A 15,663-nucleotide genomic window follows, 5' to 3' on the forward strand; every position below is an offset into this window, starting at 1 on the left:
GGCCTCACCCGCCGGGATCAACTCCCGTCGGGTGAGGCTTTTTTCATGTCCGACACCACAGAAACCGACGTCGTCATCCGCCCGGCCTCCGTCGAGGACCGCCCTGCCGTCGAACGATTGTGGCTGATGTTCCGCCACGACCTGTCCGAGTTCCGCCGGCTCCTGCCCGGCCCCGATGGCGCGTTCCGCGGCGAACGCGTCGAGGACGCCTTCTCTTCGCCCGACTGGGCGCCCTACCTGTTCGTACAGGGCGAGCATCCGGTCGGCTTCGCGTTCGTCCGGGGCCTGAGCGCGCCCGTGCGGGTGCTCAACAGCTTCTTCGTGGTCCGCGGCGTCCGCCGGACGGGCCTCGGGCTGCGTACCGTCCGTGAGGTCCTCACCCGGCATCCGGGCAGCTGGGAGATCGCGTTCCAGTACGAGAACCCGGGCGCCGTCGCCTTCTGGCGGCGCGTCGCGGCCGAGCTCGCGGGCGACGCCTGGACGGAGGAGACCCGGCCGGTGCCGGGCAAGCCGGAGCTGCCGCCGGACGTGTGGATCTCGTTCGACCTGGGTGCCTGAGGGTACGCCGCACACTGCGGTCCTTGACATGCAGGCATTTGCCTGCATAACGTTGAGTGTGCGATCAGGGGATGACGGTGGGATGGACCAGGTCTTCAAGGCGCTGGCCGACGACACGCGCAGGCGGTTGCTGGACCGGCTGCACGAGCAGAACGGGCAGACGCTGGGTGAGCTGTGCGAGCGCATCGCGATCACCCGGCAGTCGGTGACCCAGCACCTTGCCGTCCTGGAGGCCGCACATCTGATCAGCACGGTGCGGCGGGGGCGGGAGAAGCTGCACTACCTCAACCCCGTGCCGCTCCACGAGATCCAGGAGCGGTGGATCGACAAGTTCGAGCGCCCGCGGCTGCGCGCGCTCGGCGACCTGAAGCGACGAGCCGAGGAAGCCATGAGCGACAAGCCCAGCTATGTCTACGTCACCTACATCGCCAGCACCCCCGAGAAGGTCTGGGACGCCCTCACGGACGCCGACCTGACCGCCCTCTACTGGGGGCACTCCAACGTCTCCGACTGGCGGCCCGGCTCCCGCTGGGAGCACGTGCGCACCGACGGCTCCGGCATCGCCGACGTGGTCGGCACCGTCGTCGAGAGCGAGCGCCCGACGCGGCTGGTCACCAGCTGGGCCGCCCCGGAGCATGAGGGGGAGCCGGACCGGCACTCCCGGGTCACCTTCGACATCCAGCCGCACGCCGACATCGTCCGCCTCACCGTCACCCACGAGGACCTGGACGGCGAGGACGAGCTGCGCGCCATCTCGGCAGGCTGGCCGGCCGTGCTGTCCAACCTGAAGTCCCTCGTCGAGACCGGCAGCCCGCTCCCGCAGGAGCCCTGGCTGGTGCCCGGCCGGTGAACAACGCGGCGGGGCCGGTCCGCCGTCACCGGACCGGTCCCGCCTCCTCCCTTCCAAGGGGGAGTTCTGTGCGGCTACGGCATGGGCGTCCGCCGGGCCGCCGAAGCGGCACACACCAGCCCGAGGCAGAGTGCCAGCGCGCCGATGACCACGTTGTTGATGATGACGCCCGTGTCCGGGCTGCGGCCGACCACCCAGGGTGCGATGATCATCCAGATGCCCAGGGCGCACATGGCCCAGCTGAGGCCGTACATGCGCTCCGGAGCCCGGGTGAACCCCAGTGCCAGCAGGCCTATCGCTATGCCCATGATCAGGTTGTGGGTCACCAGCGCCGGCTGGCTCGCCGTGTAGTGGAGGATCCACGGGGACACCGCGCAGTACAGACCGAGCAGGAACACCGGTCCGTCCACGAGGGCCACGTCACGACCGCCGAGCATGCGGTCGTAGCGCTCCCGCATCTCGCCTACGTCGGGGTGGCTCGAGATGTCGCTTCTGCCGTGCGAGACGTTGGCCATGAGTCATCTCCTTTGACTGTGCAGGCCTGACCGCGTCCGGTGCGTGCGTTATACGACGCTAGTGGACATTCTGCCCTTATTTCTCCTTTATGTGTAGGTCGGGGCGTGGGTGCGCGAGCGGGCCGGGTACGGGGCGTCCCCCGGTCGGCGCGGCCCGATGCCTCCCGGGGTCCGGAGGCGCCCCTTCTTCCGCTCTCTCCCGGCTCGCGGACGCGGCGCGGGCCGAGGCCTCCGCGGAGTACCGCAGCGTTTCCGCATCGAAAGGCGTACGGGTGGGAAACCGGGTGAGCGGTTCAGCTACCCGCCTCCTGCGGGAGACAGCCGCGCAGGCGGCCCAGGCCGCGGCGGGCGTGACTCTTGACCGTGCCCAGCGGCCAGCCGGTGCGCTCCGCGATCTGGGTGTGGGTGAGGTCCTCGTAGAAGGCCAGCCGGAGCACCCGCTGCTGAGGGGCGGGCAGCTTGGCCAGCTCGTGCAGGACGATGACCCGGTCGAGGGCCGCGTCGGGCTGCCGGGCCGTGGGATCGGCCAGGGCGAGCGACGAGCCGGCCGACGCGATCACGGCGAGCCGGCGGGTCCGGGCGGCCAGCGCGTCGGCGATCTTCCGCCTGGTGATCCCCGTGATCCAGCCGCCGAGCGAGCCGCGCTCCGGACAGAAGCCCCGGCGCCCGCGCCACACCCCGAGAAACACCTGCTGGGTCACGTCCTCCGCCTCCCGGGCGTCGCCCAGGGAGCGCCAGGCCAGCGAGTGCACCAGGGGCGACCAGCGGCGATAGGTGACCTCCAGGCAGTCCTCGGCACCCGCCACGAGTCCACGCGCGAGCTCATCGTCGGTGCGGGACTCCGTCGCCGGCGCCGATGCCACGGCCCTGTCCTGCGCGCTCATGACGGCGGCTCCTCCGGTCGCGAGGCGACCCTCCGGGGACTCGTGGCCCGGCCGGGCGGCTCCCGGAAGGGCGGACTGGGGACGGCCGCCGACGCGAGCCCTGGCACAGCCATCGTCCGAGGGCCGGAACCAGGTCATCAACTCGCATCGTTTCTGCGTCGTATAGTCGCTGCCATGAGCCAGCCATCCGCGCACGGGGATGCCCCGCACGGCGAGGTGCGGGACTGGCCGGCACGCTCCGTGAAGACGGCGGACGTGCCCCTGACGACCGGTGCACTGGCGCGTCGGCTGGGGGTGTCGCCCACCACGCTGCGCTCCTGGGACCGCCGCTACGGCATCGGCCCCGCGGTCCGCGCCGACGGACGGCACCGCCGCTGGGCCCCGCAGGATGTCGCCGTGCTCGAGGAGATGTGCCGGCTGACCTCGTCGGGGGTGCCGCCGGCCGAGGCGGCCCGTGCCGCCAGGGAGAGCGCCGAGGCAGCGCCGGGGATCGCCGAGGCGACGGCGCGGCCACCGGACCATAGCTCTTCGCTCGCGGCCGGCACGCTGACGCTCCCCGACGTGCGCCAGGAGTGCCGGGGGCTGGCCCGTGCGGCCGTACGGCTGGACGCCCCGGCCGTCGAGGAACTGCTGACCGCCGCCGTGGAGCAGTACGGCGTCACCGTCGCCTGGCAGGAGGTGATGGTGCCGACCCTGCACGCCGTGGGACGCAAGTGGCTCTCGTCCGGCGACCGTTACGTCGAGGTCGAGCACCTGCTCTCCTGGCATGTCTCCACCGCCCTGCGCCGTCGCACCCCGCCGCCCGACCGGCAGGGTGCCGGACCCGTCGTCCTGGCCTGCGTGCCCGGTGAGCAGCACACCCTGCCGATCGAGGCGCTCAACGCCGGACTGTGCGAACTGCGCCTGCCCACACGCATGTTCGGCGCCGCCGTCCCGGCGGAGGCGCTCGCGGCGGCGGTGCGGCGGCTGGGCCCGTCGGCCGTGGTGCTGTGGGCCCAGGCGCGCTCCACGGCCAGCCTGCCGCTGGCCCGGCATGTCGCTGACACCGAGTGGGGGGTGACGGGCGCACGCCGCCGTCCCCTGGTCGTGCTGGGCGGACCCGGCTGGTCCGGTCCGTCGGCGGCGCGTGGGATGCTCCGGCCGCCGAGCCTGCGCCACGCCCTCGACGTCCTCTCCGCCGCCTACCGGGACGGAGCCTGCGGCGAACCGACCTGACGATCACTCCCGAGATCGGCTCGGACAGCGCCCGCAGGACCGCCCTCACCGGCGACCGCGCCGCCGCGGCCGACGGCACCGCCCGCGCCGCCGGGGCCCGCGCCGCCCGCGAGGTGCCGGCGGCCCCGCCCCGCCGCCGGCCGGCCACCGGGGTCAGCACGGGCCGCCGCCCCGCCGCCGCTCCTCAGGCGGACATTCGCGGAGGTCGGGGAGTCGGTCCGGGCCGAGGAGCTTCCGGACCATGCGGGGGTCGCCCGCCGGGCGGCCCCGCGGGGCCGCCCGGCGGGGCGGGCGGCCCCGCGGGGCTTCCTCAGTCGCGGGCGCGGGCCCGCTTGAAGCGGGCGAGGCCTTCGGAGAGCTCGACGACCGGATCCGGGTAGTCGGCGAGACCGGCCCGGTCCGGACCCCGCAGCTTCCAGGGCTCGTGCACCGCCGGGCCGTCGAGCGCGGCGAGTTCGGGAACCCAGCGGCGGACGTACGCCCCGTCGGGGTCGTAGCGCTTGGCCTGGGTCACGGGGTTGAGGACGCGGTTGGGGCGGGTGTCGGTGCCGGTGCCCGCCATCCACTGCCAGTTGAGCTGGTTGTTGGCGACGTCACCGTCGACCAGGAGGTCCAGGAAGTGGCGGGCGCCCACGCGCCAGTCGACGTACAGGGTCTTGGCGAGGAAACTCGCGGCCAGCAGCCGGCCCCGGTTGTGCATCCAGCCCTCGTGGCGCAGCTGGCGCATCGCCGCGTCGATCACCGGGTATCCGGTGCGTCCCTCCTTCCAGGCCTGGACGTCCTCGCGCGCGGCGTACGCGGAGCGCCAGCGGTCGCGTTTGGTCCGGTAGTCGGCGGTGGCGGCCGCGGGCCGGGCGGCGAGCACCTGGCGGTGGAAGTCACGCCAGGCGATCTGCCGTACGAAGGCCTCGGCGCCGGGCCCGCCGGCCCCGCGGGCCCGGTGGACCAGTTCGACGGGGGAGAGCGTCCCGAAGTGCAGATGGGGCGAGAGACGGGAGGTGGCGTCGCCCGCCAGGTCGTCGTGGCGGTCCTCGTACGCGCCGATCCCACCGCGCAGCCAGGCCGACATGCGCCTGCGGCCCTCCGCCTCCCCGCCGGCCGCCAGGCCTTCGGACACTCCGGAGAGGTCCGCGCGGGCGGGCAGACCCTCGGAGCCGACCCCGTCCGGGACCCGCACGGTACGCGGCGCGGCCAGCACGTCGCGCAGCCGCACACCGGACCACTGGCGGAAGTACGGCGTGAAGACGGCGAAGTGGTCCGAGGAGGCCGGGGTGAGGTCGCCGGGCGTCACGGCGGTGGTCACGGTGTCGTGCACGTGCAGCCGCCGCCCCTCCGCCTCCAGCGCCCGGCGCAGCCGCCGTTCCCGCAGCTGGGCGTAGGCGCTGACGTCGGCGGCCAGATGAACTTCGTCGGCGTCCGTCTCGGCGGCCATCTTGCACACCTCCTCGACGACGTCGCCGGAGCGCACCACCAGCCGCCCGCCCCGCCTGCGCAGACCGCCGTCGAGGTCCCGCAGGCAGTCCGCGAGGAACGCCAGCCGGTTGGGCACGGCGAACCCGGCGTCCGTGACGCCCTTGTCGCGTACGAACAGCGGGACCACCTCACGGGCCTCGCTCGCGGCCCGCAGCGGCGGATGGTCGTGCAGGCGCAGGTCGGCGGTGAACAGGACGACCGAGACGTTCATGGGGCTTCTCCGGGGTCGAATGGCGGGCGGCCGGTGAGGTACTTCCGGCCCGACGGGCACCGCGGATGCGGTCGTCACCCGCCAGGTCTGGACTCCCTCGCGAAGGTCGCCGGGACGCGGGCCGCGGCGAGCGCGATGTTGCGGGCCATGCCGCCGAACACGACCGCGTGGAAGGGGGAGACACTCCACCAGTAGGCGTGGCCGAGCAGTCCGTGCGGATGGAACACGGCCCGCTGGCGGTAGCGGGTGCGGCCCCCGGGGTCGGTGTCGGCGTACATCTCCAGCCAGGCGAGTCCCGGCAGCCGCATCTCGGCCCGCAGCCGCAGCAGACGGCCGGGCTCGACCTCCTCCACCCGCCAGAAGTCCAGCGAATCGCCGACCCGCAGCCGCGCCGCGTCCCGCCGCCCCCGGCGTAGCCCCACCCCGCCCACCAGCCGGTCCAGGCGGCCCCGTACCGCCCAGGCCAGCGGGAAGGAGTACCAGCCGTTGTCCCCGCCGATCCCCTCGATCACCCGCCACAGGGCCTCGCGCGAGGCGTTCACGGTCAGCTCCCGTCGGTCCGTGTACAGACTGCCGCCCGCCCAGTCGGGGTCGGTGGGCAGCGGGTCGCTGGGCGCGCCCGGCACCGCCGCCGACGACCAGCGGGTGGTCACCTGCGCGTCCTGGATGCGCTGCAGGGCCAGCCGTACCGCCTCGTCGAAGCCGAATGGATGGCCGGGCGGCTCCGGCACGTACCGCGCGATGTCGTGCTCGTGGCAGACGACCTCGTGGCGCAGCGACTCGGTCAGCGGCCGGGCGATGGACGCGGGGACCGGGGTGACCAGCCCGACCCAGTGACTGGACAGGCCGGGGGTCAGCACCGGCACGGGGAGGATGACCCGGCGGGGCAGTCCGGCGACCGCCGCGTACCGCAGCATCATGTCGCGGTAGGTCAGGACGTCCGGTCCGCCGATGTCGAAGGCGCGGCTGACGCCGGCCGGCATCCGGGCACTGCCGACGAGATACCGCAGCACGTCGCGGACCGCCACGGGCTGGATGCGGGTGCACACCCAGCTGGGGGTGATCATGACCGGCAGACGTTCGGTGAGATAGCGCAGCATCTCGAAGGAGACGGAGCCCGAACCGATGACGACGGCGGCACGAAGGACGGTCGTGGGCACACCGCAGTCCAGCAGGATGCGGCCCACCTCGGCCCGCGACCGCAGATGCGGCGACAGCTCGGACTCCGGCACGCCCGACGGCGTCAGACCACCGAGGTAGACGACACGCCGCACCCCCGCGGCCCGGGCCGCCTCGCCGAAGATCCGCGCCGCCCTGCGGTCGGTAGCCTCGAAGTCGTCGCCACTGCCCAGCGCGTGCACCAGGTAGTAGGCGACGTCGACACCCCGCATGGCCTCGGCGACGCCGGCGGCGTCCGTGACATCACCTTGCACCACCTCCGCCCGCCCGGCCCAGGGGTGGTCGCGCAGCTTGCCGGGGGAGCGCGCCAGACAGCGCACCCGATGGCCCTCGGCGAGCAGTTCCGGAACCAGTCTGCCGCCGATGTATCCGGTCGCCCCGGTCACCAGGCAACGCGGGCCGGGGGCGTGGTCGTCAGCGTTCATCGGCTCTGCGTCCTCCGCGTCAGCCCCCCTGGAGACAACTTCCACCTGTGCCGTCGTTGCGGATGCGGCGGATTCCATGGTCTGCCCGCCGGCGACAACGGTCGACCGGGAGCGGCGGATGCCGGGCCCGGTGTACGTCCCGGTCCCGGCCTCGCGGCTCAGGGAGGCGCTGGCCGACCCCGCGCGGGTCGCCCGGGCGCGCCGGCTCCTGGGGCATGTCCGCGCCCATCGCGGGCAGACGAACCGCAGGACAGGGGCCGGATCAGGCCGAAGGAAGGACGCTGGAGGTGTCTGCCGCTATGAGCGCCAAGGTGTTGGAACGTTTCCCCGCTGGAGCTCCGCGGGGATCGTGGCCGGCGGAGGAGTACGCGGCGGAGCGCCGCGCAGCGGGCGAGCCCGCGACGGTCGTGATGGATCTGCGGACGGACGCCTTCCTGGTCGTCGTCCCCGGCTCCGACGACGACTGACCCCCTCGTCCGGCCGGGAGCGGTCGGTCCGGGAAGCGGCTGTTCCGCCCTTCCGGTGGTACCGCCCGGCGGTGTCGGCGCACACCGCCGTGCGGGTCCCTAGCACCGCGGCCGCCAGGACGTCCTCGGACTCGCAGCGGCGGAGCCGCGGGAGCGCATGAAGACGGCGTGTCCTTGTCCGCCGGTTCCGGGCTCCGCCGAACCGTGTTGCGCCGGCTGCAAGGTGAGGGTGGGCAGGGGCGCCGCCGCGGTCCTCGGCTCGGACCTGGCGGGGCGGTGCGGATCATCGCGGTGGACGCCGTAGACCGTAAGCCGACCATGGCGCACAGGCTCGGCGCCCCGCACGCCGTCAACTCCCGGGAGACCGACGCCGTCGACGCGGTGCGGGAGCCGACCGGCGGATTCGGCGCCGGCGTGGTGATCGAGGCGGTGGGCCGGGCGGAGAGCCACCGTCCGGCCCGCTACGCCCGTGCTCTCGCGGGGACCGTGGTGCTGGTCGGCGTGGCCACCCCGGAGATGAGGCTGGAGTTGCCGCCCCCGGACCCCTGCGTCACCGAGACCCTCGTGCGGGACGAGGTCGAGAAGGCCTTCGAAAAGATGCGCCACGGCGACGTCCTGGGCTCGGTGGTGGTCCGGTGACGAGCCGGGGGCGCATCGACCGCGGTTGCTGACCGCCCCGCGTCGTCGCACTCGTGGGTCGCTCGAGGGACGCCCGTTTCCCCTGTTCCCCCTTGCTCTCTAGGGCACTTCGGCGGGCCCGGGAGCCGGCGCCGCGGCCTGCGCAGACCGGCGAGAGAACGCCTTGACAACGCTTCGGAGGCGCCCTCAGACTGACACTCGTTGCGCTCATCGCACTCCGTTTCGCTATACGCACCGAGGTGTCATGATGATTCCCGCGTGCCGTCTCGCGGATCTGCCGCGAGGCGAGGCCCACCGGCTCGATATCGACCCGCCCGTCTCGGTCTTCCACACCGAGGACGGCGAGCTCTTCGCCATCGACGACACGTGCACCCACCAGGACGCCTCGCTCGCCGACGGCTGGCTGGAGGGCCGCGAGGTCGAATGCCCCCTGCACGCCTCCAAGTTCGACCTGCGGACCGGCGCCGTGGACGCACCCCCGGCCAAGCGACCGGTCCGCACCCACGAGGTCGTCGTCGAGGACGGCACCATCCATGTCCGGCTGTCCGCCGAGGCACCCAACCTGCCGCCGTGCGTCGCCGCCCGGCTCGCCGGAGGCGCGGCGTGAGGACGATAGCCGTGGTGGGCGCCTCCCTGGCCGGGCTGTCGGCCGCGCGCTCGCTGCGGCAGCGGGGGTACGACGGCCGGCTGGTCGTCATCGGCGACGAGCCCCACCGCCCGTACGACAGGCCGCCGTTGTCCAAGGAGTTCCTGGCCGGCACGCTCGGCGAGGCGGACCTGGCGCTGGAGCGGGACGACGAGGAACTTGGCGCGGAGTGGCTGCTCGGGGCGCGCGCCACCGGCCTGGACCGCACCGGGAGGGCGATCCGGCTCGCCGACGGCCGGGAGGTCCGCGCCGACGGCGTGGTGGTCGCGACCGGCGCCGTCGCCCGCACCCTGCCCGGCACCGAGGGCCTCGCCGGGGTCCATGTGCTGCGCACCCTCGACGACGCCCGCGCCCTGCGACGCGATCTTTCCCGGGGCGGCCGCCTTGTGGTGATCGGCGGCGGGTTCGTCGGCGCCGAGGTCGCCTCCACGGCGTACGTCCTCGGGCTGGACGTGACCGTGGTGGAGGCGGCGCCGACCCCGCTGGCCGGACCGCTCGGCCCGGCCATGGGCGCCGTCGTCTCCGCCCTCCATGCCGACCACGGCGTACGGCTGTTGTGCGGGGTCGGGGTCAAGGGGCTGAGCGGCGAGCGCCAGGTGGCGGCCGTCCTCCTGGAGGACGGCCGCAGTGTGCCCGCCGACACCGTCGTCGTCGGCGTGGGGGCGCGTCCCTGCGTCGAGTGGCTGGAGGGCTCCGGCGTCGCGCTCGACAACGGGGTGAAGTGTGGCGCCGACGGGCGTACCAGCGTGGCCGGGGTGGTCGCCGTCGGCGACTGCGCCAACTGGTACGACCCGCACGCCGGTGGCCATCGCAGGGTCGAGCACTGGACCGGCGCACTGGAACGGCCGGCCGCCGCGGTCGCCGCGCTCCTCGCGTACGGCGCGACGGAACCCGGCGTCCCCAGGCCCCCGTACTTCTGGTCCGACCAGTACGGCGTGAAGATCCAGTTCGTCGGGCACGCCGCCGGGGCCGACGACGTGACGGTCGAGGAGGGCTCGACCGACGACCGCAGCTTCCTCGCCGTCTACCGGCGGGCGGGCCGGCCGGTCGCCGTGCTCGGGATGAACCAGCCGCGGCTCTTCACCCGCCTGCGCAAGCAGTTCGACACCACCGCGTCCTGACCCGGCGCCCGCGCCGCCCCATCGATCCACGACGTTCTCCGAGGAGTGCACCGTGACCTCGACCAGCCTGCCGGACAGCCTGATCGCCACCCTCCCCGGTTCCGCCTACACGGATCCCGGCATCTTCGCCCAGGAACAGGAACGCATCTTCGAGACGATGTGGTTCTGCGTCGCCCGCGCGACGGACCTGCCGAAGCCCGGCGCGTTCCGCACGGTCGACGTCGGCCGCGAGAGCATCCTCGTCACCCGGGCCCGGGACCGTTCGGTCCGCGCCTACTTCAACGTCTGCCGGCACCGCGGGGCCAGGCTGTGCACCGAGGACTCCGGCGAGGTCAGGCGCGCCTTCCAGTGCCCGTACCATGCCTGGACCTACGACCTGGACGGCAGGCTGGTCGCGGCACCCAACCTCACCAAGATGCCCGACGTCGGCCGTACCGAGTACGGCCTGGTGAGTGTGGCCGTGCGGGAATGGCTGGGCTATGTGTGGGTGTGCCTGGCGGAGGACCCGCCCTCCTTCGAGGAGGACGTGCTGGGGGCCGTCGTCGAGCGGCTGGGCGACACCGCATCGATCGAGCGCTACGACATCGACCACCTGTTGGTGGGCCGGCGGATCGTCTACGACGTGCGGGCGAACTGGAAGCTCATCGTCGAGAACTTCATGGAGTGCTACCACTGCGCCACCATCCACCCCGAACTCACCGAGGTGCTGCCCGAGTTCGCCGACGGATACGCGGCGCAGTACTACGTGGGCCACGGCGCCGAGTTCGGCGCGGACGTCCAGGGCTTCACCGTCGACGGTTCCGAGGGGCTCGACCGCATCCCCTCGGTCGCCGCGGACCAGGACCGGCGGTACTACGCGATCACCGTGAAACCGCAGGTGTTCATCAACCTCGTGCCCGACCATGTGATCTTCCACCGGATGTACCCGGTGGCCGTGGACCGGACGGTCGTCGAGTGCGACTGGCTCTACCTTCCGCACGTCGTGGAGAGCGGCAAGGACGTCAGCCGGTCCGTGGAGCTCTTCGACCGGGTCAACCGCCAGGACTTCGACGCCTGCGAGCGCACCCAGCCAGGGATGAGCTCACGGTTGTATGCCAAGGGCGGTGTGCTGGTGCCCAGCGAGCACCACATCGGCGCCTTCCACCACTGGGTGCACGAGCGGCTCGGTACCCGGCAGCCGGAGTGACGGGACTGACAGGGGAGGGAGCCCCATGGCCCGCGCGGAACGCGGACGCGGGCCGTACGGCGGTCGCCTTCGGGGCGCTCAGCCCAGGAACCCCATCCGGTGGCTGATCTCGGCGGCGCCCTTGACCAGCACCGGAGCCAGTTCGTGCATCCGCTCCTCGGTGAACCGGTAGGACGGCCCGGAGGCACTGATCGACGCGGCGACCTTGCCCTCCCGGTCCCGGATCGGCGCGGCCATGGCGTGCAGCCCGATCTCCAGCTCCTCCAACGTCCAGGCGTAACCTCGCTCCCGGGCCTCGGCGAGGTTCTTCTCCAGCTTCGCCTTGGTGGAGATGGTGTGCGGCGTGAGCTTCTTCAGGCCCCCGTCCGAGATCAGCGCGGCCCGCTCCTTCGCCGGCCGATGGGCCAGCATGATCTTGCCGCTGGAGGTGGCGTGCAACGGGGTCAGCTGGCCTACCCAGTTGTGCGCGGTGACGGCCGCCGTACCGCGTACCTGGTAGAGGTTGATCGCGTAGTGCTCCTGCATCACCGCGATGTTGACCGTCTCGCCGATCTCCTCGGCCAGCCGCTCGCAGACCTGACGGCCCTGCTGGGTGACGTCGATACGTCCGGTGACGGCGCCCGCCAGACGTACGATGCCGAACCCGAGCGCGTACTTGCCCCGTTCGCCCGCCTGCTCCACCAGACCGCGCGCCTCCAGAGCGCCGAGCAGGCGGAACGCGGTCGACTTGTGTACCTCGATCTCGGCGGCCACCTCGCTCACGCCCGCCTCGCCGCGCTGGGCGAGGATCTCCAGGACGCTGATGGCGCGGTCGACGGACTGCACGCCGCCGGAGGATGAGCCGTTCGTTTCTGTGTCCGGGCTGTAGTTGCTCATAACGAAACTATACGCGGAGTAAACAACAGCGCCCAAGAAACCTGGTGTGAACAAAGATCTTACAAGTTGCGTTGTTCGCAACCTGGTGCGCATAGCGATACCCGTACTAGCATGCCGCGCACATCGACGGCGCGAGCGAGACGAGGCACCATGGCTCCCTTGCAGTACGACTTCGTCATCGTCGGCGGCGGATCGGCCGGCAGCGCACTGGCGAACCGGCTCTCGGCCGACCCGGGCAACCGGGTGCTGGTGCTGGAGGCGGGCCGTCCGGACTACCCGTGGGACGTGTTCATCCATATGCCCGCCGCGCTGACCTACCCCATCGGAAGCCGTTTCTACGACTGGAAGTACGAGTCCGAGCCGGAGCCCCACATGGGGGGCCGCCGTGTCTACCACGCCCGCGGCAAGGTGCTGGGCGGCTCCAGCAGCATCAACGGCATGATCTTCCAGCGCGGCAACCCCATGGACTACGAGCGTTGGGCCGCCGACCCGGGCATGGAGACCTGGGACTACGCCCACTGTCTGCCGTACTTCCGCCGGATGGAGAACTGCCTGGCCGCCGACCCCGACGACGAGTTCCGTGGCCATGACGGACCGCTCGTGCTGGAACGCGGCCCGGCCGAGGGCCCGCTCTTCTCCGCCTTCCTCAAGGCCACCGAGGAGGCGGGCTACCCGCCCACCGACGACGTCAACGGCTACCGGCAGGAGGGCTTCGCCAAGTTCGACCGCAACGTGCACCGCGGCCGGCGCCTGTCCGCGTCCAAGGCGTACCTCAAACCCGCCAGGAAACGCCCCAACCTCACCGTGAAGACCCGCGCCCTCGTCACCCGCGTCCTCTTCGAGGGGAAGAGAGCCGTCGGTGTCGAGTACCAGCGGGGCAGGGGCGCCCTCCGACAGGTCCGGGCCGCCGAGGTCATCCTGTGCGGCGGCGCGATCAACTCCCCGCAGCTGCTCCAGCTTTCCGGCGTCGGCAACGCCGAGGAACTGCGTGCCCTCGGCGTCGACGTCGTGCACGATCTGCCGGGCGTCGGCGAGAACCTCCAGGACCACCTGGAGGTGTACATCCAGTACGCCTGCAAGCAGCCCGTCTCCGTCCAGCCGTACCTGGCGAAGTGGCGGGCCCCCTTCATCGGCCTGCAGTGGCTGTTCCGCAAGGGGCCGGCCGCGACCAACCACTTCGAGGCCGGCGGCTTCTGCCGCAGCAACGAGGACGTGGACTACCCCAACCTGATGTTCCACTTCCTGCCCGTCGCGGTCCGCTACGACGGCTCCGTACCCGCCGGCGGCCATGGCTACCAGGTCCATGTCGGTCCCATGTACTCCGACGCCCTCGGCTCGGTGAAGATCCGGAGCAAGGACCCGCGCGAACACCCGGCGCTGCGGTTCAACTACCTCTCCACCGAGCAGGACCGCCGCGAGTGGGTCGAGGCGGTCCGGGTGGCCCGCGAGCTGCTCAACCAGCCCGCGCTCGCCCCCTACAACGGCGGGGAGATCTCGCCCGGCCCGTCCGTGGCGACGGACGAGGAGATCCTCGCCTGGGTCGCCAAGGACGGCGAGACCGCCCTGCACCCCTCCTGCACATGCAAGATGGGCACGGACGCGATGTCCGTCGTCGACCCGCTGAGCCTGCGGGTGCACGGAGTGGACGGACTGCGCGTGGTGGACGCCTCGGTGATGCCGTACGTCACCAACGGCAACATCTACGCCCCGGTGATGATGATCGCCGAGAAGGCGGCCGACCTCATCCTCGGCAAGGAGCCGCTGCCGGCGTCGAAGGCCGTCTACCACCGGCACCGCGACGCCCGGGAACAGGCCGGATAGCGCACTCTCCCCGGACCTCTTGACGGCGGTCGGTCCGTTCGTCAGGGTGTTCCACCAAAAGCAATCAAATGCACAATGCGCAACGAATTCGGGCTCGAAGGGCGCGACCGTGGCAGATCTGTACGTGGATGGTGAATGGCGCGCGGCGGTGGTCGGCGGCCGGCGCGAGATCCGGTGCCCGGCGGACGGTACCCTCGTCGCCACGGTCTCGGAGGCGACCCGCCCCGACACCGAGGCCGCGATCGCCGCGGCCCGGCGCGCCTTCGACGACGGCCCCTGGCCGCGCACCCCCGAGCGGGAGCGCGGCGCGCTGTTGCTGCGCACCGCCGGCATCATCGAGCGCGACGCCAAGGAGTTCGCCCGCGCCGAGTCCCTCGACACCGGCAAACGCCTGGTGGAGAGCGAGTACGACATCGCCGACGTCGTCGCCTGCTTCCGCTACTACGGCGGCATCGCCGGCACCAGCGCCGGAAGGGTGGTCGACACCGGCCGCGACGACGCCCTCAGCCGGGTCACCTACGAACCCGTCGGCGTCTGCGGACTGATCACCCCCTGGAACTACCCCCTGTTGCAGGCCTCTTGGAAGGTCGCACCCGCCCTCCTCGCGGGCAACACCGTCGTCCTCAAGCCCAGTGAACTCACCCCCTCCACCTCGGTCCTGCTGATGAAGGCCCTCGACGAGGCGGGCCTGCCGGCCGGCGCCGCCAACCTAATACTGGGCGCCGGCCCCGAGGCGGGCGGGCCGCTCGCCGAGCACCCGGCCGTCGACATGGTGTCGTTCACCGGCGGACTGCACACCGGCCGGCATCTCATGGCCACCGCGGCCGCCACGGTGAAGAAGGTCGCCCTCGAACTCGGCGGCAAGAACCCCAACGTCGTCTTCGCCGACGCCGACTTCGCCACCGCCGTCGACTTCGCGCTCACCGCCGTCTTCCTGCACTCCGGGCAGGTCTGCTCGGCCGGCGCCCGGCTGATCGTCGAGGACTCGATCCACGACGCCTTTGTCGACGAGGTGGTGCGACGCGCCCGACTCATCCGCCTGGGCGGCCCCTTCGACCCCGAGGCCGAGACCGGGGCGCTCATCTCGGCACAGCACCGCGAGAAGGTCGAGGCGTATGTCGCCGCCGGTCTCGCCGAGGGCGCCGTACTGCGCTGCGGCGGGGTACGCCCCGACGACCCGGCGCTGGCGAACGGCTTCTACTACCCGCCGACCGTCCTCGACGAGTGCCGGCAGGACATGCGGGTGGTGCACGAGGAGTCCTTCGGACCCGTGCTGACCGTGGAGCGCTTCCAGGACGAGGACGACGCCGTCCGTATCGCCAACGACACGGAGTACGGCCTCGCCGGAGCCGTCTGGACGCAGGACGCGGGCAAGGCACAGCGGGTCGCCCGGGGGCTGCGCCACGGCACCGTGTGGATCAACGACTACCACCCCTACGTGCCGCAAGCGGAATGGGGTGGCTTCGGGCACTCGGGCGTGGGCCGCGAGCTGGGACCGACCGGCCTGGACGAGTACCGAGAGCCCAAGCACGTCTGGCAGAACATCCAACCCCGGCCGCAGCACTGGTTCCGCGGCTGACGGCGAAGAGAGGCCGAT

Annotated in this window: 14 protein-coding genes and 1 pseudogene; 10 read left to right on the forward strand and 5 right to left on the reverse strand. The window is 72.3% G+C overall.

Going from position 1 to position 15,663, the window contains the following annotated elements; translation table 11 throughout:
- The first annotated feature begins 45 nt into the window (after nucleotides 1–45).
- Nucleotides 46–558, forward strand: a complete 513-nt coding sequence (locus tag AB0N16_RS31655) for a GNAT family N-acetyltransferase (RefSeq protein ID WP_365802647.1) — start codon at nucleotides 46–48, stop codon at nucleotides 556–558.
- An 82-nt stretch (nucleotides 559–640) separates the two neighbouring features.
- Nucleotides 641–1,408, forward strand: a complete 768-nt coding sequence (locus tag AB0N16_RS31660) for a metalloregulator ArsR/SmtB family transcription factor (RefSeq protein WP_365802649.1) — start codon at nucleotides 641–643, stop codon at nucleotides 1,406–1,408.
- Nucleotides 1,409–1,482: 74 nt separating this feature from the next.
- Here AB0N16_RS31660 and AB0N16_RS31665 read toward each other — a convergent pair whose 3' ends face one another.
- Together AB0N16_RS31665 and AB0N16_RS31670 are read right to left on the reverse strand one after the other, a co-directional pair.
- Entirely contained in the window at nucleotides 1,483–1,923 is a 441-nt protein-coding gene (locus tag AB0N16_RS31665) for an SPW repeat protein (RefSeq protein ID WP_365802651.1), read from the reverse strand.
- Between the two features lie 293 nt (nucleotides 1,924–2,216).
- Entirely contained in the window at nucleotides 2,217–2,807 is a 591-nt protein-coding gene (locus AB0N16_RS31670; protein WP_365802653.1) for a sigma-70 family RNA polymerase sigma factor, read from the reverse strand.
- Between the two features lie 174 nt (nucleotides 2,808–2,981).
- On the opposite strand from AB0N16_RS31670, the gene AB0N16_RS31675 reads away from it, so the two are divergent.
- Entirely contained in the window at nucleotides 2,982–4,022 is a 1,041-nt protein-coding gene (locus tag AB0N16_RS31675; RefSeq protein WP_365802655.1) for a MerR family transcriptional regulator, read from the forward strand.
- Between the two features lie 310 nt (nucleotides 4,023–4,332).
- Here AB0N16_RS31675 and AB0N16_RS31680 read toward each other — a convergent pair whose 3' ends face one another.
- Together AB0N16_RS31680 and AB0N16_RS31685 are read right to left on the reverse strand one after the other, a co-directional pair.
- Nucleotides 4,333–5,706 carry a deoxyribodipyrimidine photo-lyase gene (locus AB0N16_RS31680; protein ID WP_365802656.1) on the reverse strand — a complete coding sequence of 458 codons (1,374 nt, stop codon included), beginning with the start codon at nucleotides 5,704–5,706 and terminating at the stop codon, nucleotides 4,333–4,335.
- Nucleotides 5,707–5,780: 74 nt separating this feature from the next.
- Entirely contained in the window at nucleotides 5,781–7,310 is a 1,530-nt protein-coding gene (locus AB0N16_RS31685; protein WP_365802658.1) for an SDR family oxidoreductase, read from the reverse strand.
- Between the two features lie 299 nt (nucleotides 7,311–7,609).
- Between AB0N16_RS31685 and AB0N16_RS31690 the strand changes: the two genes are divergently transcribed.
- From AB0N16_RS31690 to AB0N16_RS31710, 5 genes and pseudogenes are all read left to right on the forward strand, one after another.
- Nucleotides 7,610–7,777 (forward strand): hypothetical protein, encoded by a 168-nt coding sequence (locus AB0N16_RS31690; RefSeq protein WP_365802660.1) that lies wholly within the window; start codon nucleotides 7,610–7,612, stop codon nucleotides 7,775–7,777.
- Between the two features lie 270 nt (nucleotides 7,778–8,047).
- Nucleotides 8,048–8,416, forward strand: a pseudogene (locus AB0N16_RS31695) (zinc-binding dehydrogenase); the annotation flags it as partial.
- Nucleotides 8,417–8,660: 244 nt separating this feature from the next.
- Complete coding sequence (locus tag AB0N16_RS31700) at nucleotides 8,661–9,023, forward strand: bifunctional 3-phenylpropionate/cinnamic acid dioxygenase ferredoxin subunit (protein WP_365802662.1); 363 nt, start codon at nucleotides 8,661–8,663, stop codon at nucleotides 9,021–9,023.
- A complete protein-coding gene (locus AB0N16_RS31705; protein WP_365802664.1) occupies nucleotides 9,020–10,183 on the forward strand; it encodes an FAD-dependent oxidoreductase in 1,164 nt (387 codons plus the stop codon). Before AB0N16_RS31700 ends, AB0N16_RS31705 begins: the two co-directional genes overlap by 4 nt.
- A gap of 52 nt (nucleotides 10,184–10,235) precedes the next feature.
- The gene (locus tag AB0N16_RS31710; RefSeq protein ID WP_365802666.1) at nucleotides 10,236–11,369 is read left to right on the forward strand and encodes an aromatic ring-hydroxylating dioxygenase subunit alpha; all 1,134 of its coding nucleotides are present in this window, start codon (nucleotides 10,236–10,238) and stop codon (nucleotides 11,367–11,369) included.
- Nucleotides 11,370–11,447: 78 nt separating this feature from the next.
- On the opposite strand, the gene AB0N16_RS31715 is transcribed toward AB0N16_RS31710, so the two are convergent.
- Nucleotides 11,448–12,245: an IclR family transcriptional regulator gene (locus AB0N16_RS31715; protein WP_365802668.1), complete on the reverse strand. Its 798-nt coding sequence runs from the start codon at nucleotides 12,243–12,245 to the stop codon at nucleotides 11,448–11,450.
- A 150-nt stretch (nucleotides 12,246–12,395) separates the two neighbouring features.
- On the opposite strand from AB0N16_RS31715, the gene betA reads away from it, so the two are divergent.
- The gene (gene betA / locus AB0N16_RS31720) at nucleotides 12,396–14,066 is read left to right on the forward strand and encodes a choline dehydrogenase (protein ID WP_365802670.1); all 1,671 of its coding nucleotides are present in this window, start codon (nucleotides 12,396–12,398) and stop codon (nucleotides 14,064–14,066) included.
- A 109-nt stretch (nucleotides 14,067–14,175) separates the two neighbouring features.
- Complete coding sequence (locus AB0N16_RS31725; RefSeq protein WP_365802672.1) at nucleotides 14,176–15,645, forward strand: aldehyde dehydrogenase family protein; 1,470 nt, start codon at nucleotides 14,176–14,178, stop codon at nucleotides 15,643–15,645.
- The last annotated feature ends 18 nt before the right edge of the window (nucleotides 15,646–15,663 follow it).

Source organism: Streptomyces sp. NPDC051105, from assembly GCF_040682795.1.
In the GTDB taxonomy this organism is placed as follows: domain Bacteria; phylum Actinomycetota; class Actinomycetes; order Streptomycetales; family Streptomycetaceae; genus Streptomyces.